The sequence below is a fragment of the Amycolatopsis sp. GA6-003 genome (genome assembly GCF_046267895.1).
GTDB lineage: Bacteria > Actinomycetota > Actinomycetes > Mycobacteriales > Pseudonocardiaceae > Amycolatopsis.
The window spans coordinates 4,077,870-4,098,358 of record NZ_CP176499.1; the positions used below are offsets into that span (position 1 = coordinate 4,077,870).

The following is a 20,489-nucleotide window of genomic DNA, read 5'->3' on the forward strand; positions in this document are numbered from 1 at the left end:
GGCTACCGCCCCATGACCTGGTCGGTGTCGCGGACCTCGATGCCGCGCGACGGGCGGTACAGCACGAACACCGGTTTCCCGGCCACGACCTCGGGGTCCACCCGGCGCGGCTGGGCCCGGATGCCCTGCGTCGGCACGGTGAACCCGGGCTGGTCCGGGGCCGGGGCCGAGTAACCGCGGTCCGGCGCGGCCATCCGCGACGGGACGACCACCGGTTCCGGCTCGTCGCTCCACCGCCGGTCGGCGACCGGGGACGTGTCGACCTGACGGCTTTCCTTGACCGGCCAGCGCGCACCGGCCATCACGTAGTCGCCGGGCGCACCGGCCACCGGGTGGTACTGGCCGAACACCGGCGCGCCGCCCCTGCCGCCCGCGGGCAGCGCACCCGCGGCGGACTGCGCGGGACCGACCGCGCCCGGCCACGGAGCACCGGACCAGGCCGCGGCGGGCCGGGCTGCCCGGGAGCCGTTGTCGAGCCGCTGCGAGCTGGCGAAAACCGCCGCCTCGGGCCGGTACCGGCCGCCGCCGACGGTCGCGCCGATCGGGCCGCGCTGGTCGCCGTCCACGACGTCGTCGGTGTCGCGGACGTTCTGCCAGAACTGGTCCTGCGGCGTCGGCTCGTTCTTCCGGCGGAACCGGGAGAACAGCCCGCCGCCCGGCGTCGGCACCGCACCGCCGACCATGCTGACCGACATCTCGACCATCTGCCACAGCCGCCGCACCGGGCGTCCGACGAGGAACAGCAGCACCGTGATCAGCCCGGCGAGGACCATCTTGGTGAGCAGGTTGAGCCCGTCGCCCGCGGCGAAGATCGCCTGCAGCAGCAGCGCGTGCACGCCGGCCAGCACCGACAGCACGACCAGGTTGAACGCGATGCCGCCGGCGACCTTGAGCACGCGGCGCAGGATCTCCGGGTTCAGCAGCGCGACCAGCCCGATCAGCGGCGCGGTGAGCGCGAACAGGCGGATCAGCACCTGCGCGAGCAGCACGGAAGCCTTGGCCAGCAGCTGGAAGAGCGAGTAGACGAGGCTCTGTCCGAGGGCGAGGAACCCGGCTCCGGTACGGCCGCCAGCCTCGCCGGTGAAGTAGCCGGTGGCGGGGCCGAGTTTGGTGGAGATGTCCTTGAAGGCGGCCTTTTTGGCGTCGACGACGTTCTGCTTGCCGTCGTCGCCGTTCACCAGTTGGTCCCGGGTGAACGCCTGCGCGTCCAGCAGCGGCCTGCCGTATTGCTGGGCTTGCGGAGCGGTGGGCGAGCCGAACTCCCCGCGCAGCCAGTTGTCGTAGACGACCTGGTTGTGCAGGTCCGTGGGCAGGATGTCGCGCACGATCCGGTCCTGCGACGAATCGACGAAGCCCGCCTGGATGTTGGTGGTGGTCTGGACGATCGCTTTGTCGATCGGATCGAAATACCGCAGCATCGCCAGCGAGGACGCCGCCAGCCAGACCCCGGCCATCGCGTAAAGGGCCCGTTTGCTGACCCCGGCGAGGTCGCCGCGCCAGATGTTGCGGAACAACATGATCGACAAGATCAGCGCGACCAGGCCGAACAGCTGCGCGTAGATGTTGTTGTACACCTTCTCCGCGCCCGACTTGACCGCGTTGTAGATCGGGTTCAGCAGCCCGCCCTCGAGAACGGTGTAGTGCAGCGAGTTCGTGGCGCCGACGATGTTCTTGCCGACGTTGAACAGCTGGTTCCCGGCCCAGGTGTCGATGGTCGAGCTAGGGGACGCGATGGCGGACAGCGCGGTGCAGTTGGTCTGGTAGGTGTTCCAGACCATGCCCGCGTAGCTGTAGTCGATGTAGGCGCTTTGCGGCTCGCCGTGTCCCTCCGGCGGGTCGAGCGCGCCGACCATCCCCGCCCCCGGCCTTTCCGGGTTCGGCGATTCCCCGCACGCCGCCGCGTTCGCCGCGGGGGCGAACAGCACAGTCTGCAGCCCGATCACCGCCACCACGGCCAGCAGCGAAGCGCGCCTGCTCGGGCGGCGGCCAACCGGTTTCGGGCCTTCCTTGACCCGTTTGCGCAGCGCGTGCCAGCCGGCGGCGAACGCGAGGACGGACGCCAGCGTGAAGACGGTGTTCACGCAGGCCTCCTCACGGCCGGTGCGAGCCGGCCCGGATCACCGGGGTTCATGCGGCATCCCTGCCGGTGCCGCCGCTCTTGCCGCCGGCCCGGGCGTGCCGGTCCTCCTGCCGTCCGTCGCGCACTGCACCCTCCACCTCGCCGGTCTCGGACGCGAGCGGGTCCGGCGAGCCCAGCAGCTGCTCGTCGGCGAGCCCGACCTCGAGTTCCGCTTGGAGTTCGAAGTCGTGTTCCAGCTCGTCGTCCTCCGGTGGGGCGGGGACGTACGGCTTGGCCTCGTCCTCGTGGGGCGCCACGAGTTCCTTGCCGGATTTGCCGCGCGCGTCGGGCGAGCCCGGAGTGGTGTCCATGGCCGCGCGCAACGCGTCGAGATGCGGGCCGGAGAAGTCGACGCGGATGCGTTCCACGCCGCCGGCTCCGTCGCCGAAGATGAACTGCCGGGGTTCCATGTCGCGTTCCAGCCCGCGCTGCGCTCCGGGGCGGCGGCCGAGCGCGGCGACGACCTGCTCGTACCCCACCCCGACCGGCACCTTCAGCAGCCGCAGCGCGTCGGCCTGCGCGTCGTCGTCGTCGAGCCTGCCGACGAACACCGAGTCCAGCAGCGCCACGAAACCCTGGATCTTCAGGAAGTCCGCCGGGATCTGCGAGGACAGCAGCACCCGGACGTTCCACTTCCGCGAGTCGCGCGCGAACCGGTTCATCAGCACGCGCCCGGTCGGCACCTCGGACAGGAAGAACGCCTCGTCGATCCAGACGCCCTTGCGCAGTTCCTTCGGCTTCTCGTACACCGACCGCTGGGTCAGCCACGCCGCGAGGTTCAGCATTTCCACGCCGAGCGATTCGGCGTCGGTCCAGTACTCGCGCGGCACGCCGTCCTTCGGCAGGGTCAGCCCCGCCATGGTCAGCACGGTCATCCGGTCGTCGCGGGTCTCGGAGTACGGGTCCGCGTCGGTCTCCGGGATCAGCAGCGCCATCCGCTCGCGCATCTCGTCGAGGAAGTCCGCGACCACGACCGCGTGCTCGTGGTGCTCGCTCGAATCCCGCCGCAGCGCGTCGATGACCTGGCCCGGGTCGGCGTCGAACCGGCCGCCGACCGCGCGCACGGCACGCAGCAGCACGATCCGGGTCTGCGCCATCCGCGACACCTCGTACGGCAGCACTCCGGTGAGCACGTCGAGCACGAGCCGCCGCCGGGTCGCTCCGGCCAGCGCCTTTTCGCGCCGCCACGAGCGTTCCGGGTCCTCCTCGTCCATGAAGTGCTCGATCAGCGGATCGGCGACCACCCGGTACGGGTTGAGGATGCCCGGCTGGGCGTTGAGCAGGTTGATCGGCCGCGCGTACGGCCGGAGTTCGGGCAGCTCGCACAGCCTCGACAGCGGGCCGGACGGGTCGAGGATCGTCCAGTGCGCCCCGGCCCGCAGCGTCTTGTAGACGATGCCGCCGCCGAGGAACGACTTTCCGCCGCCCAGCCCGGCGACCATCGCGGTGAGGCCGGATCCGTCGCGGATTTCCTGCGCCATCCACGGGTCCCAGGCCACCGGACGCCGCGTCGCGGTGACCGTTTCGCCGAGCAGGATGCCGCGCCGGTCGCCGACCTCGGCGGTCGCGGTGGGCACCGCGGACGCGGTCCACACCACCGAACCGCGGCGCATGTACGCGCCCGAGGCCAGCGGCTCGCCCGGGATGAACTCCCGGGCCATCGCGTACTGCGCTTCCGGATGCTCGATGGCGATCTTCGGCTTGTACAGATCCAGCAGCTGCTGGGCCAGCCGCAGCGCGTCGCGTTCGGTCGGGCCGGACACCGCCAGGCGCCACCACGACCGCACCCGGGTGGCCAGCGCGGTGAAGCCCGACGTCATCTCGTCGTCGATCTCCAGCACCCGGCCGGCCTGCCGGGCCAGCGACTGCGGCGGTTCCAGCTCGTGCTCGTCGGTGTAGTGCTTGACCTGCGAGCGGACCTTGTTCATCTGCCGCTGCAGTTCGCCGGACACCTCTTCCGGCCGCCGCACGTAAATTCGCGCGGACACCTCGACCGCCGCCGGCAGCCGGTCCGCGTGCTGGATCCACGGGTCGTCGACCTCGGGGATCTGCAGGCCGTGCATCTGGCCGACGGTGAGCACCGCGAGATGCCGCGACACCCCGGCGTTGGACCCGGTGCGGCCGCGCACGGTGACCGTGGGCGCGTACGGGTCGGCGTGGAAATCCGCCGCGTCGGTGAAGCTGGCGAGGTCCTCGGGCTCCCACGCCGCTCCTGGCACGGCGGGCATGTTGCGCGGCGCGGGCAGGCCCAGCGAGCACGAGCGGTGCATCAGCCAGGACATCTCCTCGGCGTGCACCGGACGGCCTTCCAGCCCGGCGCTGCCGATGACCTGGTCGAGGTGCTCGATCTCGGAGTCGAGCGCGGCCAGTTCGGCGTCGACCGCCTCGGGCAGGATCCGGCGCAGCACCGGCGCGGCGCGTTCGACCGCGCGGTCCACCATGCGCCGGGTCTGCACCTGAACGCCGAGGTAGACCTCTTTCTCCGCCATCGAGCGGCCCATCAGCTGCTGCTGCTCGCCGATCAGGTAGTCGTCGAACGACAGCGCGCCGGGCACGTCGTTCGGCCGCCCGACCGCGTTGTGCACGTGCGCCTCGGCCCACATCCGGATCGGGTACGGCCGGTTGGTGACGCGCAGGTGCAGCCAGCGGCCCTGCAGTTCGGCGTACTGGCCGGCGATGGCCGCGATCAGGTCGCGGCGCTGCGAATCGGAACGGAACGACCAGCGCTGCGGCGCGAGCCGGTACCAGGCGTACACCTCGTATCCGGTGCGCAGCAGGTGCCCGTCGATGCTGCGCGCGGCGATCGACGGCGTGTACGCCGGAATCGCCTGCTCACCGGGCAGCCTGCGGCCCTTGCCGCCGGATTTCTTGCCGCCGGACGGAGGACGGCCTCCCGCGGGCGTGGTCCACGCACCGGCAGGGACGTCTTGCTCCCGCTTCCCTCGGCTTCCGCCGCGACCGAACAACGACTACCTCCCGGCCCGAGCCGCGGGGCGGCTCCGGCGCGCTCGTGGTGCTCCCTGTTTCCCGGCACTCGCACCGGCTCCGCGACGCGGGTCGCGGTGCTGGTACTGCCGCCTTCTCTTGTGCTTCGGCAGCGGGCGCTGCGCCCGCACCCGGACCCGGCTGGCGCTCACCGCGCCGCCGGTGCCCGAGGTCCGCTCCCTCGGCGTGCGCAATTCCTGGCCCATCATCGCGATCACCGCGCCCAGCGGGCGCTCGTGGCTGATCTTGGCGGTGATCAGCCTGGTGATCACGATCGTGGCCACGAACGCCCACGCCGTGGAGAAGAACCCGAAACTCCAGCCGACCCACCGCTCCACGGTGAGCACGACCAGGAAGACCGGAATGCCGACGAGCCACGCGACGTAGCGGGCTCGCCAGGGAAAAGTCGCCTTCGGCGGGCCGAGCCAGACGGCATCGACCCGGTACACCTCGTCATCGGTCCTGATCCGCACGCCTGCTCCGCCTCAGCCGGTGAACAGGCCGGCGATCCACTGGCCCACGTTCACGCCCGCGCCGCTGACCGCGAGTCCGATGATCGCGAGCGCGATGACCACGCCGGCGAGCCGCCGCATGACGCCCGCGTTGTCGCCCTTGCCGCCGCCGAGCCACAGCAGGAGCAGAGCGACCGCGAGCAGCACGAGCGGGATGATGTTGTCGAGCAGCCAGGTCCGGACGTTGCCGGTGCTGATCCCTTCGGCCACAAACGTCTCGAGGGCGGTCATGCTGGTCATCGCGATACTCCCGGTGCACGGCTGGCGCCGTGCTGTTCTGGCTTCGGCGAAGCTACGAACACCATCATGGCGTTACAAGGGGTAATGGTCAAAGCGCGCTGCGTAGATATCGGTAGATGTCGACTTGTGGTCATGGGGCGGGTACTGCGGTCCGATGGTCAGGATTCCTCGCCCTCCATCATCGTGGCAAGGGTGCTCCGGAATAACCCAAGCCACCCGGATTGCGCAGTGTTCCGTCGGTGCGGCTCCGCAAAACGCGCGACGCTCACTCTCGGTGCGCTCCGGACCGGCGTGTCGGGCAGGCACCAGTGTGGCATGCCCCGATCGGCGTTCCGCCGCGAGTCCGGTGAGTGACAACCGGACTGGAAAACAATCCGGAATTGATCACTCTCTGATGCGATAACGGTCACCATCACGTCCGATGTGCACATTTGTTCACTACAAAGCGTGATCCCGGGCAGTTCCGGACCGTCCCGCGGCTCAGGCCCGGAACGCCGCGCTCGGGATCGCTCCGGCTTCGATCACCCGGCGGCTGAGCGAAGCGCACAGCTGCTCCAGCCGAGCCGTCTTCTCCTCGCCGAGGTGCCGCCACGGACCTTCCGCCGCCGCGTTCGTCGCCGTCTCGACGCGTTCGCGCAACTCCTGCCCGCGCTCGGTCAGCGCGCCGTCCGCGTCGAGGATTCCGTCCACGGTCAGCCGGGCCGCGGCCGCGTCCCATTCCTCGTCGCTCCAGCCGCGGGTGCGCTTGGCTGTGTCCGGCGGGGTTCCGTTGCTGGTCGCGCTGTGCGTGACCAGTGCTTCGAGACCGGACAGGCCGTTGGTGGTCAAGGCCGCGACGTGCCCGTCTCCGCGGTGCTCGCGCAGCAGCGTGATCGCGTGCCACAGCGCGAGGTGCGGCTGTTCGGGCCACGCCAGGTCCGCGTGGGCGGCGTAGAGCGGACGCCCTTCCGGACGGCAGCCTTCGGTGGCTTCCCGGGCAAGCGCCGCGGCTTCGGCGACTTCGGCGGACGCGAGCGTCTCGTCGCCGAACAGCCTGCGGTAGATCTCGTCGACGGCCGCGAGCCGGGCTTCGAGGACTGTTTCGGGGCTCGCGATGGTCCAGACCCGCGGGATGAAGTGCGCGATCAGGCTGGGGCTGAAGCTGTAGAAGGTCGCGGTGACTGTGCCCGCTCCGACCTGGCCCATCGCCGCGGCGCGGCTGGCGAAGTAGGTCATCGACCCGGGTTTGAGCCCGGCGGCGGCGAGCCGCTGCTGGGTTTCTGGAGCGAAGTAGACGGGGGCGTGCAGAGCGTCGAAAGTGGTCCGGAAGGCGACAGCGGCGGCGACGGCTTGACCCATGCGCCCGATCGTAGCGATCGGGCGGACGAGCTGGCATGTAAGCCGGATCCTGTTCCCGGGCCGCCTCGCGGCGGACCGGGCGACGGTCATCCATCTCGGCCTGCCGTTGCCGACAGGCTCCAGCGGCCTACCCGCAGGCATCGGACGGGCCGCCCTCGATCGCCTGCGCAGGAGCGAACTCCCTCTTGGCCTTGCTCCGGGTGGGGTTTACCGAGCCATCCCGGTCACCCGGGATGCTGGTGGTCTCTTACACCACCGTTTCACCCTTACCCCCGTCGCGAGACGGGGGCGGTCTGTTTTCTGTGGCACTGTCCCGCGGGTCGCCCCGGGTTGCCGTTAGCAACCACCCTGCCCTGCGGAGTCCGGACTTTCCTCGGACCGGGAGAACCCGGGCCGCGACCGTCCTGCCAGCTCGTCCGCCGAAACAGCGTACCCGGGAGACCGCCCGGCCCCGGGTCCGGGCTGGCACATTCCATCGCGTGGACGCGCGTTGACCCCCTTCCGGACCGCTGTTTCACTCCCGCCATGACCGCACCCGAAGAGCAGGAACCTCTGAAATTCGCTTACTGGGTCCCGAATGTGAGCGGCGGCCTGGTCACCAGCGACATCGAACAGCGCACCGATTGGGGCTACGAGTACAACCGCGAACTGGCCGTGCTCGCCGAGAACAACGGCTTCGAATACGCGCTCACCCAGGTCCGCTACACCGCCAGTTACGGCGCTGCCTACCAGCACGAATCCACCGGTTTCAGCCTGGCGCTACTGCTCGCGACGCAGCGGCTGAAGGTCATCGCGGCCGTCCATCCCGGACTGTGGCAGCCCGGCGTGCTGGCGAAATTCGTCGCCAGCGCGGACGTCATCTCCGGCGGCCGGGCCGCGGTGAACGTGGTCAGCGGCTGGTTCAAAGACGAGTTCACCGGGCTCGGCGAACCGTGGCTCGAACACGACGAGCGCTACCGCCGCTCGGAGGAGTTCATCCGGGTGCTCAAGCAATTGTGGACCGACGACCACGCCGAGTTCCGCGGCGACTTCTACCGGATCCACGATTTCGACATCAAACCCAAACCGGTCGCCGGTCCCGGACGGCCGCATCCGGAAGTGTTCCAGGGCGGCAACTCCACCGCCGCGCGCAAGCTCGCCGGCCGCGTTTCGGACTGGTATTTCAGCAATGGCAAGGATTTCGCCGGGTTCAGCGAGCAGGTCGACGAGGTGCGCGGGTACGCCGCGGAGAACGACCACGCGGTGCGGTTCGGGCTCAACGGGTTCGTGATCGCCCGCGAGACCGAAGCCGAGGCCCGCGAGGTGCTGCGGGAGATCGTGGCGAAGGCGAACGTGCCCGCCGTCGAAGGATTCCGTTCCGCGGTAGCGCAGGCCGGCAAGTCCACTTCGGACGCCAAGGGCATGTGGGCGGATTCGGAGTTCGCGGACCTGGTGCAGTACAACGACGGCTTCCGGACCGGCTTGATCGGGACGCCGGAACAGATCGCGGACCGGGCGATCGAGTACAAAAAGCGCGGCGCGAACCTGTTGCTGCTCGGGTTCTTGCACTACCTGGAGGACGTCGAGCACTTCGGCAGGGAGGTGCTGCCGGTGGTCCGGGAGAAGGAGCGGGTGCTGGCCCGCGGCGCGGGAGTGCCGGAACCGGCGGGGATCTGAATTTTCCCGGCGGCTAGCGTTCGGGGGTGAACGGTCCCCTGTCCCTGCTGCTTCTGGCCGGAACGCTGTGGTTCGCCATGGCGCGTCCGCGCGGCCTGCCGGAAGCCGTCTTCGCGGTCCCCGCCGCCGGTGCCGTACTCGCGCTCGGCCTGACCTCGCCGCACGAAGCAGGCGAGCGGGTCGTCCAGATGCTGCCGACGATGGGCTTTCTCGCAGCGATCCTGCTGGTCAGCCACCTCGCGGCGGCGGAAGGCGTCTTCACCTGGCTAGGCGCCGAACTCGCCGAAATCTGCCGAGGACGGCAACCTCGGCTCCTGCTGCTCACCTTCGCCGCGGCCGCGATCGTCACCGCCGTGCTCAGCCTCGACGCCACAGTCGTCCTGCTGACCCCGGTCGTCCTCGCCACCGCGGCGGAACTGAAACTCACCGCGCGTCCGCATGTTTACGCGTGCGCGCACCTGGCGAACTCGGCGTCCACGCTCTTCCCCGTCTCCAACCTGACGAACCTGCTCGCGTTCACCGCGTCCGGCCTCACCTTCGCCGGTTTCACCGCGCTGATGGCGTTGCCCTGGCTCGTCACGCTCGCCGTCGAACTCGCCGCGTTCGCCTGGTTCTTCCGCAAGGACCTCCGCGAACCGGTCAGCGCGCGCCAGCCCGAACACCGGCCCGCACCGGTCTTCACCCTCGTCGTGCTGGCAGTCATGCTGGTCGGCTTCGCGACGGGACAGCTCGTGCACGTCGAACCGGTCTGGATCGCCGCGCTGACCGCGCTCGTCCTGGCCGCCAAAGCGTTGGCAGAGCGGAAGATCCGGCCTTGGCAGGTGGTCACCGAGGCGTCCCCGCTGCTGGTCCTCTTCGTGCTCGCTCTCGCGGTCGTGGTCGAAGCAGTCGACGAACACGTCCTCGGCGGTCTGCTGCGCAGCATCCTGCCGACGACGGCGGGGCTGCCCGAACTGCTGCTCGCCGCGGCAGTCGCGGCGGTGCTGGCCAATGTCGTCAACAACCTGCCCGCGACACTGATCCTGCTGTCGGTCCTCGGCCCGCACCCGAACCAGGGCGTGCTGCTAGCCGTGCTGCTGGGCGTGAACATCGGCCCGAACGCGACGTACCTCGGCTCACTGGCGACCCTGCTGTGGCGACGCGTCGTGGTCCGGCATGGACAACACCCGCCGGTGGGCGAGTTCCTGCGGCTCGGGGCGCTCACCACGCCGCTGTCGTTGGCAGCGGCGACCTGCGCGCTGTGGCTGGCCCTCTAGCCGCGAGGAGCGATCGTGCTTCCCCGCGACAACGTCGGGCCGCAGTCGTCCAGGCCGTCTCCGAAGCGCTGTGCCTCGACGTCCATCATGGTCACCTGCGCGTAGTGCTGAACCGCCGCGAGCTTCGCCGGGTCGGTCACCGCGTCCTTGCGGACGAAGTCGCCCTGCCGCTTGCCCGGGCCGGGGTACACGAGGATCGGGACGTAATCCCGGTCGATGCGCGGGTCGACGCTGATGCCGTTGCCGTCCGCCCACGGGCCCCACGAGTGGATGAACGTCGGCTTCACCGTGTCGAACACGTAGTCGCGCAGGCCTGCGATGTCTTCCTTGTGCGTCAGGTCCGCGATCGGCGCGTTGACTAGGCCGGCCATGTCGACCAGTTCGAGCCGGCTGGTCATCGACGAGCCGCCGAGGTCCGGCAGCAGCAGCGACGCGTGCTGCAGGCCGAGCATGTCCGCGTAGGTGTTGAAGCCGCGGCCGAAGCGGTCGGCGATCAGGCAGGCCGGGACGGTCGGGCTCTTCACGAATTCCTCGTCGTGCTGCACGAAGCCGATCGCCGACGGGACCGCCGCGGCCACGAGCACGAGCGCCGCGACCGCGCGCCACTGCACCTTCGCCAGCGAACGCAGCAGCTCGGCGAAGGCCATGACGCCGCACAGCGTGCCGAGCACCCACACCGGCGTCGCGAAGCGGTACTGCGCCATCCAGTCCGGCACCATCACGCCGTACGCGATCACGCCCAGCGCGAGCGGCGTGACCAGCCCGATCAGCGGACGTCGCCACGGCGCCTTGACCAGCGCCCAGATGACCGCGGCGAGCAGCACGAGCGTCAGCGCGATGCCCGCGTACTCCACCAGCTGGTGCGGCCGGATGATCGAGGCGAAAGTCGGCAGGCCCTGCTTCTTCGCGACCGACGGGTTCGCCAGCAGCCGGTGAAACTCCGTGTACCGCCAGACGACATAGCCGCCGAACAGCACGGCGAAGGCGGCGACGGACGCCAGCGCGGGCCGGAAGCTCCGCCAGAAACCCTCGCGCTTCACGCCGAACAGCAGGACGATCGGGTACGCGCTGGCGTAGATCAGGCCTTCCGGCCGGGTCAGCGCGGCCGCGGCGACGAGCACGCCGGCGCCGATCGCGACCTTGAACGACAGCGAGTTTTCCTTGCGCAGCGCGGTGAACAGCAGCGCGGCCAGCGCGGTGGTGAAGAACGCGAACAGCGAGTTCTCGAGGCCGGAGACCACCCAGATCACGAACGACGGGATCGCCGCCAGCCCGAGGCCGGTGGCCAGCGTGATCGCCCACGCGTGCCTGCGGAACACCTGCCGGGCCACCAGGTGGCACAGCACCAGGATGCCCGCGGCGAAGAACAGGCCGAGCAGCTTCGGGAACAGCACGTAGTCCGGGATGCCGAACAGCAGGCCCTTGTCGAACAGGCCGACGACCTTGCCCAGCGCGAGCAGGATCATCCAGGTCGGGTCGGAGAAGCCCTCCACCGGCGGCTGGCCGGGGGCGAGCACCGGGCCGAGGCCATCGGCGACGCTGCGCGAGTAGGAGAACGTGATGGCCGCGTCGTCGACGATCCAGTGCCCGTAGCGGGTGGCGTGCCAGGCGAGGCCGGCCACGCCGGCCAGCACCGCCAGCGTCGACGCCAGCCAGCTGAGCTTGAACCGCGCGGGCGGGTCGGTCGTCTCCTCCCCCGGCAGGTCGGGCTCGGATACTGCGGTGAGTGCGCTAGCCGTCATGTCCTCGTCACTGTTTCCACTTGCGGATTCTGCCGAAGAAACGCACGAGCCTGCGCCCCCCTTGAAGTCCCGGCCGGGACCTGCGCCGCGGCGCCGCGGTCGACACCGCACTCTAGCCAATACCTCATCCGGGCCGTTTCACACGTCATCCCCGACCGTGATCCACCTCACAGATGTCCTGGTCAGGACAGATGCGAGATGTCGTTGACCAGCCGCACCGAGGCGTTGCCGTCCGGATAGAACTCGACGATCGACAGCGACGCCAGGTCCAGGTGCAGCCGGAAGAGCAGCGAGGGCCCGGCGTCCAGCCCCATCCGCAGCAGGGTCTTGATCGGCGTCACGTGGCTGACCACGACGACCGTCCGCCCGTCGTACTGCTGGAGGAGGTCGCGCCGGGCCTTGCCGACCCGCTCGTGGACCGCGTCGAAGCTCTCGCCGCCGGGCGGCGGGCAGGAGGAATCGCTGAGCCAGCAGCGGTGCAGTTCCGGGTCCCGTTCGGCGGCCTCGCCGAAGGTGAGGCCCTCCCATTCGCCGAAGTCGGTCTCGATGAGGCCGGGGTGCGTTTCGACCCGGCCGCCGAGCGCGTCGGCGACCGCCTGCGCGGTCTGCTTGGTGCGGATCAGCGGCGACGAGACGATCGGAGCCGGTTCGCCGTCCTCGCCAATCAGCCCGGGCATCGCGGCCAGCCGTTTGGCGGCCGCGGCGGCCTGGCCCCGTCCGTGCTCGGTGAGCGGGACGTCGCCGCGCCCGGAGTAGCGGCGGCCGACCGACATCTCGGTCTGGCCGTGCCGCAGCAGGAGCAGTTTGGTGGGCGTGCCGCGGGCGCCGGTCCAGCCCGCCGGGGACACCCGGTCCGGCTCGGCGGCCTGGTCCTTCGGTCGCGCCTCGGAAACTGGGGCGGGCGAGGTCGCTCCAGAGCCGGCACTGTCCATCGCGACGTTCGCCAGCCGGTCCGCGTGCGAGTTCTCCGCACGCGGGATCCAGGTGTAGCTGACCCGCTCGAAGCCCGCCGCGATCTCGCGCGCCTGCGCGGCGAGCGGCTGCAGCGCGGCGTGCTTGATCTTCCAGCGTCCGGACATCTGCTCGACCACGAGCTTCGAATCCATCCGGACGTCCACAATGGACACTCCGAGTTCGGCGGCCGCGGCGAGCCCGGCGACGAGCCCGGAGTACTCGGCGACGTTGTTCGTGGCGACCCCGAGGTACTCGTGGCGTTCGGCGAGCACCTCGCCGGTGGCCGCGTCCTTCACGACCGCGCCGTACCCCGCCGGGCCGGGGTTGCCCCGCGAGCCGCCGTCGGCCTCGACGATCGCCCGTTCGGTCACAGGCCCGACTCCAGCGTGCGGACCAGGATCGCGCCGCAGTTCTCGCACTGCACGACGGCGTCCTCGGGCGCCGTCTTGATCTCGGAAATGGCGTTGCGGTCGATTTCCAGCTGGCAGGCTCCGCACCGGCGGGCCCGCAGCAGCGCCGCGCCGATGCCCTTGTGCTCGTGGACGCGGGTGTACAGCTTGAGCAGCGGTTCCGGGAACCGGGGAACCAGCTTCGCGCGGTCCTCCTTGCGCCGGGCCTCGGTGGTGTCGAGGTCCTTGAACGCCTCGTCGCGACGGGCTTGCGCGGCCCGCACCTCCTGCTCCGCCTTCTCGACCTCGGCGCTGGTGCGCTGCGCGTCCAGGCCCAGCGCCTCGCGCTGTTCCATCAGCTCCAGCAGGTCGTCCTCGAGCGCGCCCTTGCGCCGGCCGAGCGTCTGCAGCTCGTGCTCGATGTCGGTCATCTGCTTGGCGCCGACCGACCCGGATTCCAGCAGCTTGCGGTCGCGGTCCTCGCGCGCCCGCACCGATTCGACCTCTTTCTCCTGCCGGGCGATCTCCCGGTCGAGGTCGGACGTCGCGGTCTCGACGGACACGAGCGCGTCGCGTTTCTCCCGGACGGTCTTCTCCCCCGCCTCGATCTCGGCGAGCTCGGGCAGAGTGCGGCGGCGGTGCGCGACGCGCGAAAGCTCGGCGTCCACCTTCGCGAGTTCGAGCAGCTGACGCTGGACGGCGGGGTCGGCCTTCACTGTGCTCCCTGATTTAGTTACTGGGCGGTAGCGCGGATGGTCCACGGGTCGGTGCACCGCGTGGAGACGTGAGCTTCGACGGTACCCGCAAAGGCCGCGCCGACAAGGGCCGAGGCCTGTCCGCACCACGGCCACTCGCTGGCCCAGTGCGTCAAGCCGACCAGCGCGGGCACAGTTCCGGCGGCGGCGAGGTGTTCGCCGGCCGGATGGTGGCGCAGATCCGCGGTCACGTACGCGTCGACGCCCTCGGCCGTCGCCTTCGCGAGATACGAGTCGCCCGCGCCGCCGGACACCGCGACGGTGCGGATCGGCCGGTCGGCGTCGCCCGCACCGAGCACGCCGGGCACGGTGGCCGGCAACGCGTCGGCGACGCGCTGGACGAACTGGGCGAACGGCTCGGCCTCGGGCAGGTGCCCGATCCGGCCGATCCCGGTGGCTCCGCCGGGTTCGTGCGGGTCGAGCGGCCGGTCGACCTCCAGGCCGATGGCTTGCGCGAGCGCGTCGGACACGCCGGGGTCGGCCGAGTCGGCGTTGGTGTGCGCGCAGTAGAGCGCGATGCCGCCGCGGATCATCCGGTGCACGAGCGAGCCCTTCGCGGTGTCCGCGGGAACGCCGTGCACGCCGCGCAGCAGCAGCGGATGGTGCGCGACGATCAGCTGCGCGCCGATCTCCTCGGCTTCGGCGAGCGTCTCCTCGACCGGGTCGACGCAGAACAGCACGCGGTCGACGTTCTCGGCCGGGTCTCCGCAGACGAGCCCGACCGCGTCCCAGCTTTCCGCCAGCCGGGGCGGGTAACTGCGTTCGAGGACGGCGATGATCTCGGCTAAGGCAGGCACCTGGGGATCCTCGCACGACTGCTCTGGAACACTGCTGGCCATGCCCAAGCTGGTGTTCGTCTGCTCCGGAAACATCTGCCGCTCGCCGATGGCGGAGCTGGTCTTCCGCAAGAAGCTCGCCGACGCGGGCCTCGCCGACGCCGTGCGGGTGTCCAGCGCGGGCACCGGACCGTGGCACGTCGGCGAGGCGGCCGACCGGCGGGCGCGCGCCACGCTGAAGGCGCACGGCTACCCCACCGAGCACGTCGCGGCCGAGGTCAGCGAAGAGGACCTCGAAGCCGATCTGCTTCTCGCCGCCGACGGGAGCCACCTTGACTTCCTGAAGTCCCGCGTCGAAGACCCTTCGCGGGTGCGGCTGCTGCGTTCGTTCGACCCGTCCGCTCCGGAGGGCGCCGAGGTGCCGGATCCGTACTACGGCGGCGGCGACGGCTTCGAGGACGTCCTCGGGATGATCGAGCGGAGCGTGCCGGGACTGCTGGACTGGGTCCGCGAACAGGCGTGACGTCCGGTCCGGGTGCGCGCACGGAACGCGACGGCCTACCGTAGAGGGGTGCGGTTGCGGTTTCTGCTCCGGCCGGGATGGCTGGCGTTGACAGTGGTGGTGTTCACCTTCGCCATCTGCTGCTACACGCTGCTGGCCCCGTGGCAGTTCCGGCGCGACAGCGAGCAGGTCACCCAGAACAACGCGCTGACCACGTCGTTCACCGCGAAACCCGCGCCCGCGGCCCAGCTGTTGCCGCCGGGGACGAAGCCGGACAAGAACACCGAGTGGCATCTCGTGTCCATCACCGGCACGTACCTGCCTTCGGCGGAAGTCGTCGCGCGGCTGCGCACTGTCCAGGGCCAAGGCGCGTACGAAGTCCTTACGCCGCTTCGCGCCACCGACGGCACTGTGTACCTCATCGACCGCGGCTACGTGGGGCTCAACAGCGACTCCGGCGTGCTCCCGTACGCGGCGGCGCCGGGCGGACAGGTGACGGTCGTCGCGCGCGTGCGAAGCGACGAGACAGACCCGAAGAACCGCGAAGCGTTCGCCGACGCGTCGACGAACGGGAAGCTGCAGAGCTACACCGTCGACTCGCGCGTGGTGGCGAAGGCTTCCGGCCTCACTATCCGGCCCGGGTACTTCCAGCTCGACAACGGCCAGCCCGGCGTGCTCAAGGCGTTGCCGCTGCCGCAGCTCGAGTCGGGCCCGTACTTCTCGTACGCGCTGCAGTGGCTGGCGTTCGGCACGATGGCGTTGCTGGGCTGGCTGTACTTCACGATCCGCGAACTGCGTCCGGGCGGCGCGCTGACGACCGAGCGCCCGCAGCGCGGCCGGCGCAAGTCCGTCGCGGAGATGCTCGCCGAAGACTCCGAGGACGAGTACTCGCCGACCGCCTGAGTGGCCTGGTCGTTTCTCGGGAAAATGGCTCTTTGTCCGGGCCACTTCCGCCGCTGATACTGGCCGTATGCTGATCCACCCCTGGGACACCGCGGACGAGAACGAATGGCGGGAATGGCTCGCCGGACACGATTTCGGCGAACTGGTCGCCGGCGGCCGCGGCCGTGATCTGCCCGTGGTCGTGCCGACGCACTTCGTCTTCGACGGCGACGCGACCGTCCGGCTGCACCTCGCCCGGCCGAACCCGGTATGGCCGCTGCTGGAGGAACACCCGCGCGCCCTGCTGACCGTGACCGGCGACTACACCTACATCCGCTCGGACTGGAACACCGCCGACGACCCCGCGCTCGGCGTGCCGACTTCGTACTACGCGAGCGTGCAACTGGCCTGCGACGTCCGGGTCATCGACGATCCCGAGGAGAAGGCCGCGCTGCTGAACCACCAGCTGGCGCACTTCGAACCGGACGGCAAACGCACCCCAGTGTCCGCTGTGGACGCTCCGGACCGGCGGCTGCTGCCCGGGATTCGCGGCGTCGAGCTGACGGTGACCGACGTGCGAGCGAAGTTCAAATACGGCGGCAACAAGAAATCCGAAGACCGGCAGCGGATCAAGGCGCGACTGTCCGAACGCGACGGTTACGGCGACGCGGCCGCCATCGCCCACCTGAAACCCTGACAGCTCAAGGGTTTCGGCGGCGTATTCCGGACAGCACGGCCACGATCACCGACGTTCCGGCAGCCAGCCAACCGACCACTCGGGACAGTTCCACCGCGCGCGTCACGTGTCCGGCGTCCGGATTCCGCCCGACCCCGAGCACCGGCAACTCCACCACGCCGTGCGGATACTCGGTCCGCCCGCCGACCCGGATCTCCAGCGCCCCGGCGAAAGCGGCCTCGACGCGACCGGCGTTCGGGCTCGGATGCGCGATCGTGTCCCGCCGCCAAGCCCGCCACGCGCCGCCCGCCGAACCACCGACCACCGGCGCGCCCGCGACGGTCAGCGCGGCGGCGGCCCGGGTCGGCAGGAGGTGCACGAGTTCGTCGAGCCGGTCGAGCACCCAATGTCCGGGAAGCAGCCGGCGCAGCAAGCCGATGGTCCGTGCCGCGAGCAATCCGGGCACGCCCGCGACCGCGCCCCACAGCAACGGGGTAACGACCACTTCGGACGTGTTCTCGGCCAGGGTTTCCACGGACGCACGGGAAAGCCCGATCGTGCTCAGCCCGTCCGTCACGCGCGGGTCCAGTTCGGACAGTGTGTCGCGCGCCGGATCGAGACGGCCTTCCTCGAGATCGCGCGCCAGTTCCGTGCCCTGCGTGGCGAGCCCGGCCGCGCCGACGACCGCCCAGGTCGCCACCGCCGTCGCGGTCGCCTGCAGCACGGGGCTGCGCCGGCCGGCGCGCTCGGCCAGCACCCCGGCCGCGACTGCCGCGCCCGCGATCCCCAAGCCCGCCGCGCGGCGCGAGCCGGTGGCCGCGACCGCCCGGCGGAAGGCGGTGACCGGCGGCCGTCGCCGCGGATCGCCGAGTGCACCGTCGGCGGCCAAACCGAGAATCAAGCCGATCGCGCGCGCCGCGCTCACCTGTAGCCCCCCGAACGTGGACGATTCAGCCGCCGAGATTACTCGACACCGCGGCGGCGATTTCCTCGCGTGCCTGCTCGACGATGTCGCGCATGGCGCGTTCGGCCCGCTCCGGCTCGGCCAGGTCGATCGCCTCGGCGACCTCGACGTGCAGCGCGACCGCCTCGGGCTGCGGTTCGTCCGGCATCAGGCCGTGCCCGGTGCGGCCGGCGAGCACTTCGGCGACCACTGAGGACAGCTGCGCGAACATCGGGTTCCGCGACGCGGACAGCAGCAGATCGTGGAAGGCGACGTCGTGGCCGAGAAAGGCGTCGAGGTCCCGGGCGCGTGCCGTGCGCTGGAGATGCACCGCCAGCGCGCGAAGCCGGCCGCGTTCCTCCGGCGTCGCCCGGATCGCGGCGAACCGCGCGGCACACGGTTCGACGGCCGAGCGCAGTTCGGTCAGCGTGCGCAGCGCGGCCGGCCGGTCCGCGCCGTCGAGCTGCCAGCGGATCAGCCTCGGGTCATAGTGGTTCCACTCGGCCGGCTCGCGGACGGTGACCCCGACGCGGCGGCGGCTGCTGGTCAACCCCATCGTCTCGAGGACCCGCACGACCTCGCGGGCGACCGTCCGCGAAGCCCCGTACCGCTCCTGCAGCTCCTCCGAGCGCAGCACCGCGCCCGGCGCCAGCTCGCCGCTCGCGATGGCCGCGCCGAGCTCGTCGAGCATGTCCTCGTGCCGATCATTCCCCACCGGCTCAACTTAACCCTCTGACTCGATTAAGTACTACTTCTTCTTGATTAAGTAGTACTTTTGAGTTTGACTCTCCAGGGCACAAAGACGTGGGAGGTGCGCATGACGGTCATCGTGGTGATGGGCGTATCGGGCTCGGGCAAGACGACGGTCGGCAAAGCCGTCGCGGAGGAGCTCGGGGTCGAGTACGCCGAGGCGGACACCTTCCACCCCAAGGCCAACATCGAGAAAATGACCGCGGGCCATCCGCTCACCGACGAGGACCGGGAGCCCTGGCTGGCCGCGATCGCGCTGTGGATCGCCGAGCACCAGGAAAGCGGCGGCGTGGTCAGCTCGTCCGCGCTCAAGCGGCGCTACCGGGACGTGCTGCGCGGCGGCTGGGACGTGTGGTTCCTGCACCTGCACGGCTCGCGCGACCTGCTCGCCGAGCGGATGAAGACCCGCAGCGGCCACTTCATGCCGGTCTCGCTGCTCGATTCCCAGCTCGCCGACCTCGAACCGCTCGAGCCCGACGAGCCAGGCCAGACCTTCGACATCAGCCGTCCTCCCGCCGAACTCGTCAAGTCGGCCCTCGCCGCGTACCAGGAGCGCGCATGACCACCCTCGCCGCCGGCTGGACCGGCCACGACACCCGCCTGATCCTCGCCACGGTGCTCGCCATCGCGGTGATCGTGGTGCTGATCAGCAAGGTCAAACTGCATCCGCTGCTCGCGCTCACGCTGGGCTCCGGCGTGCTCGGCCTGGTCGCCGGGATGCCGGTCGACAAACTGCTGAAGAGCTTCACGAACGGCGTCGGCAGCACCGTCGCCTCGGTCGGCGTGCTGATCGCTTTCGGCGCGATGCTCGGGAAACTGCTCGCCGATTCCGGCGGCGCGGACCGGATCGTGGACACCGTGCTCGGCCGGGTCCGCGGGCCGGGGCTGCCGTGGGCGATGGCGCTCGTGGCCGCGCTGATCGGGTTGCCGATGTTCTTCGAGATCGGCCTCGTCATGCTGATCCCGGTGGTGCTGCTGGTCGCCAAGCGCAGCGGGAAACCGGTGCTGCTGCTGGGAATTCCGGCGCTGGCCGGGCTGTCGGTGCTGCACGGCCTGATCCCGCCGCACCCCGGACCGCTGGCCGCCGCTGGTTCGCTGAACGCCAACGTCGGCCTCACCCTCGGCCTCGGCCTGCTGGTCGGGCTTCCCACGGTGATCATCGCCGGGCCGCTGTTCGGCCGCCTCGCCGCGAAGATGGTGCCGGACGCCGCGCCGCCCGCCCGGCTGGTGCCGGAATCCGGGGGCGCCGACGAAAAGCACCGGCCGAGCTTTGCCGCGACGCTGGCCACCGTGCTGCTGCCGGTCGTCCTGATGCTGGCCAAGGCACTCGCGGACATCCTGGCGGAGAAGGGAAACCCGGCCCGCCGCGTCCTGGACTTCATCGGCGACCCGCTCGTCGCGCTGCTGCTGGCGGTCCTCGTCGGCATGGTCGTGCTGGGCCGCCCGGCGCGGCTGAACCGGGAACGGCTGTCGTCGATCATCGGCGATTCCCTCGGCCCGATCGCCGGGATCGTGCTGATCGTGGCCGCAGGCGGCGGGTTCAAGCAGACCCTCGTGGACGCCGGGGTCGGCGACGTGATCACCAGCCTGTCCAAGGGCGCGAACCTGTCCCCGCTGCTGCTCGGCTGGCTGGTCGCGGTGGCGATCCGCCTGGCGACGGGCTCGGCGACGGTCGCGACGGTCTCCGCGGCGGGCATCGTGGCCCCGCTGGCCGCGACGCTGGACCCCACGCACAACGCGCTGCTCGTGCTGGCCATCGGCGCCGGGTCGCTCTTCTTCTCGCACCTGAACGACGCCGGGTTCTGGCTGGTCAAGGAGTACTTCGGGATGTCGGTCGGCCAGACGCTGAAGAGCTGGTCGGTGATGGAAACGGTGATCTCGGTGGTGGCGATCGCGCTGATCCTGCCGCTCGGCGCACTGCTCTAGCGCTCCCCTCCGGCCGCTGGACTCCGCTCGCGCGGAGACCAGCGGCCGTTCTTCCGGTTGACATGTGACCTTTTGGTCACCTATCCTT

At 70.5% G+C, this 20,489-nt stretch carries 18 protein-coding genes and 1 other RNA gene; 7 read left to right on the plus strand and 12 right to left on the minus strand.

All coding sequences use genetic code 11. The features are described from left to right. Window positions 1-2: 2 nt before the first annotated feature. From F9C12_RS17865 to rnpB, 6 genes are all read right to left on the minus strand, one after another. A complete protein-coding gene (locus tag F9C12_RS17865) occupies window positions 3-2,081 on the minus strand; it encodes a magnesium transporter (RefSeq protein WP_409183104.1) in 2,079 nt (692 codons plus the stop codon). 46 nt (window positions 2,082-2,127) lie between these two features. Continuing rightward, window positions 2,128-5,085, minus strand: a complete 2,958-nt coding sequence (locus F9C12_RS17870) for an ATP-binding protein (protein ID WP_409183105.1) — start codon at window positions 5,083-5,085, stop codon at window positions 2,128-2,130. A gap of 3 nt (window positions 5,086-5,088) precedes the next feature. After that, entirely contained in the window at window positions 5,089-5,577 is a 489-nt protein-coding gene (locus F9C12_RS17875) for a hypothetical protein (protein WP_409183106.1), read from the minus strand. Between the two features lie 12 nt (window positions 5,578-5,589). Continuing rightward, a complete protein-coding gene (locus F9C12_RS17880) occupies window positions 5,590-5,856 on the minus strand; it encodes a hypothetical protein (RefSeq protein ID WP_009073098.1) in 267 nt (88 codons plus the stop codon). 480 nt (window positions 5,857-6,336) lie between these two features. Further along, window positions 6,337-7,194 carry an SCO6745 family protein gene (locus tag F9C12_RS17885; protein WP_409466646.1) on the minus strand — a complete coding sequence of 286 codons (858 nt, stop codon included), beginning with the start codon at window positions 7,192-7,194 and terminating at the stop codon, window positions 6,337-6,339. Window positions 7,195-7,216: 22 nt separating this feature from the next. Beyond that, window positions 7,217-7,609, minus strand: an RNA gene (gene rnpB / locus F9C12_RS17890) — RNase P RNA component class A. A gap of 110 nt (window positions 7,610-7,719) precedes the next feature. On the opposite strand from rnpB, the gene sfnG reads away from it, so the two are divergent. Continuing rightward, window positions 7,720-8,850 carry a dimethylsulfone monooxygenase SfnG gene (gene sfnG, locus F9C12_RS17895; protein WP_409466647.1) on the plus strand — a complete coding sequence of 377 codons (1,131 nt, stop codon included), beginning with the start codon at window positions 7,720-7,722 and terminating at the stop codon, window positions 8,848-8,850. Between the two features lie 77 nt (window positions 8,851-8,927). Continuing rightward, on the plus strand, window positions 8,928-10,106 hold the full coding sequence (locus F9C12_RS17900; protein WP_409467027.1) for an SLC13 family permease: 1,179 nt from the start codon (window positions 8,928-8,930) through the stop codon (window positions 10,104-10,106). Here F9C12_RS17900 and F9C12_RS17905 read toward each other — a convergent pair. From F9C12_RS17905 to F9C12_RS17920, 4 genes are all read right to left on the minus strand, one after another. Beyond that, window positions 10,103-11,848 carry a hypothetical protein gene (locus F9C12_RS17905; protein ID WP_409466648.1) on the minus strand — a complete coding sequence of 582 codons (1,746 nt, stop codon included), beginning with the start codon at window positions 11,846-11,848 and terminating at the stop codon, window positions 10,103-10,105. The genes F9C12_RS17900 and F9C12_RS17905 overlap by 4 nt on opposite strands. A 182-nt stretch (window positions 11,849-12,030) precedes the next feature. Continuing rightward, window positions 12,031-13,173 carry a bifunctional RNase H/acid phosphatase gene (locus F9C12_RS17910; RefSeq protein WP_409183110.1) on the minus strand — a complete coding sequence of 381 codons (1,143 nt, stop codon included), beginning with the start codon at window positions 13,171-13,173 and terminating at the stop codon, window positions 12,031-12,033. After that, window positions 13,170-13,907: a zinc ribbon domain-containing protein gene (locus F9C12_RS17915; RefSeq protein ID WP_409466649.1), complete on the minus strand. Its 738-nt coding sequence runs from the start codon at window positions 13,905-13,907 to the stop codon at window positions 13,170-13,172. Before F9C12_RS17915 ends, F9C12_RS17910 begins: the two co-directional genes overlap by 4 nt. A gap of 17 nt (window positions 13,908-13,924) precedes the next feature. Then, window positions 13,925-14,743 carry a Nif3-like dinuclear metal center hexameric protein gene (locus F9C12_RS17920; RefSeq protein ID WP_409183112.1) on the minus strand — a complete coding sequence of 273 codons (819 nt, stop codon included), beginning with the start codon at window positions 14,741-14,743 and terminating at the stop codon, window positions 13,925-13,927. 40 nt (window positions 14,744-14,783) lie between these two features. Between F9C12_RS17920 and F9C12_RS17925 the strand changes: the two genes are divergently transcribed. The 3 genes from F9C12_RS17925 (at window position 14,784) to F9C12_RS17935 (ending at window position 16,803) form a co-directional block, all read left to right on the plus strand. Further along, a complete protein-coding gene (locus F9C12_RS17925) occupies window positions 14,784-15,245 on the plus strand; it encodes a low molecular weight protein-tyrosine-phosphatase (RefSeq protein ID WP_409466650.1) in 462 nt (153 codons plus the stop codon). 48 nt (window positions 15,246-15,293) lie between these two features. After that, on the plus strand, window positions 15,294-16,127 hold the full coding sequence (locus tag F9C12_RS17930; protein WP_409183114.1) for an SURF1 family protein: 834 nt from the start codon (window positions 15,294-15,296) through the stop codon (window positions 16,125-16,127). A 67-nt stretch (window positions 16,128-16,194) separates the two neighbouring features. Then, window positions 16,195-16,803 (plus strand): FMN-binding negative transcriptional regulator, encoded by a 609-nt coding sequence (locus F9C12_RS17935; protein ID WP_409183115.1) that lies wholly within the window; start codon window positions 16,195-16,197, stop codon window positions 16,801-16,803. A gap of 4 nt (window positions 16,804-16,807) precedes the next feature. Here F9C12_RS17935 and F9C12_RS17940 read toward each other — a convergent pair whose 3' ends face one another. After that, window positions 16,808-17,707: a cobalamin biosynthesis protein gene (locus F9C12_RS17940; RefSeq protein ID WP_409466651.1), complete on the minus strand. Its 900-nt coding sequence runs from the start codon at window positions 17,705-17,707 to the stop codon at window positions 16,808-16,810. 25 nt (window positions 17,708-17,732) lie between these two features. Then, window positions 17,733-18,416, minus strand: a complete 684-nt coding sequence (locus tag F9C12_RS17945; RefSeq protein WP_409467028.1) for a FadR/GntR family transcriptional regulator — start codon at window positions 18,414-18,416, stop codon at window positions 17,733-17,735. A gap of 126 nt (window positions 18,417-18,542) precedes the next feature. On the opposite strand from F9C12_RS17945, the gene F9C12_RS17950 reads away from it, so the two are divergent. Both F9C12_RS17950 and F9C12_RS17955 read left to right on the plus strand, forming a co-directional pair. After that, window positions 18,543-19,037, plus strand: coding sequence for a gluconokinase (locus F9C12_RS17950; RefSeq protein WP_409183116.1), 495 nt, complete (start codon window positions 18,543-18,545; stop codon window positions 19,035-19,037). Then, complete coding sequence (locus F9C12_RS17955) at window positions 19,034-20,401, plus strand: gluconate:H+ symporter (protein ID WP_409466652.1); 1,368 nt, start codon at window positions 19,034-19,036, stop codon at window positions 20,399-20,401. The genes F9C12_RS17950 and F9C12_RS17955 overlap by 4 nt, the downstream gene beginning before the upstream one ends. Window positions 20,402-20,489 lie beyond the last annotated feature (88 nt).

Excerpts from the sequence above, each read along its gene's own strand:
- F9C12_RS17880 (WP_009073098.1), bottom strand. The coding sequence starts at position 5,856 with ATGACCAGCATGACCGCCCTCGAGACGTTTGTGGCCGAAGGGATCAGC.
- F9C12_RS17885 (WP_409466646.1), bottom strand. The coding sequence starts at position 7,194 with ATGGGTCAAGCCGTCGCCGCCGCTGTCGCCTTCCGGACCACTTTCGAC.
- sfnG (WP_409466647.1), top strand. The coding sequence starts at position 7,720 with ATGACCGCACCCGAAGAGCAGGAACCTCTGAAATTCGCTTACTGGGTC.
- F9C12_RS17900 (WP_409467027.1), top strand. The coding sequence starts at position 8,928 with ATGGCGCGTCCGCGCGGCCTGCCGGAAGCCGTCTTCGCGGTCCCCGCC.
- F9C12_RS17905 (WP_409466648.1), bottom strand. The coding sequence starts at position 11,848 with ATGACGGCTAGCGCACTCACCGCAGTATCCGAGCCCGACCTGCCGGGG.
- F9C12_RS17925 (WP_409466650.1), top strand. The coding sequence starts at position 14,784 with ATGCCCAAGCTGGTGTTCGTCTGCTCCGGAAACATCTGCCGCTCGCCG.
- F9C12_RS17935 (WP_409183115.1), top strand. The coding sequence starts at position 16,195 with ATGCTGATCCACCCCTGGGACACCGCGGACGAGAACGAATGGCGGGAA.
- F9C12_RS17945 (WP_409467028.1), bottom strand. The coding sequence starts at position 18,416 with ATGCTCGACGAGCTCGGCGCGGCCATCGCGAGCGGCGAGCTGGCGCCG.
- F9C12_RS17950 (WP_409183116.1), top strand. The coding sequence starts at position 18,543 with ATGACGGTCATCGTGGTGATGGGCGTATCGGGCTCGGGCAAGACGACG.
- F9C12_RS17955 (WP_409466652.1), top strand. The coding sequence starts at position 19,034 with ATGACCACCCTCGCCGCCGGCTGGACCGGCCACGACACCCGCCTGATC.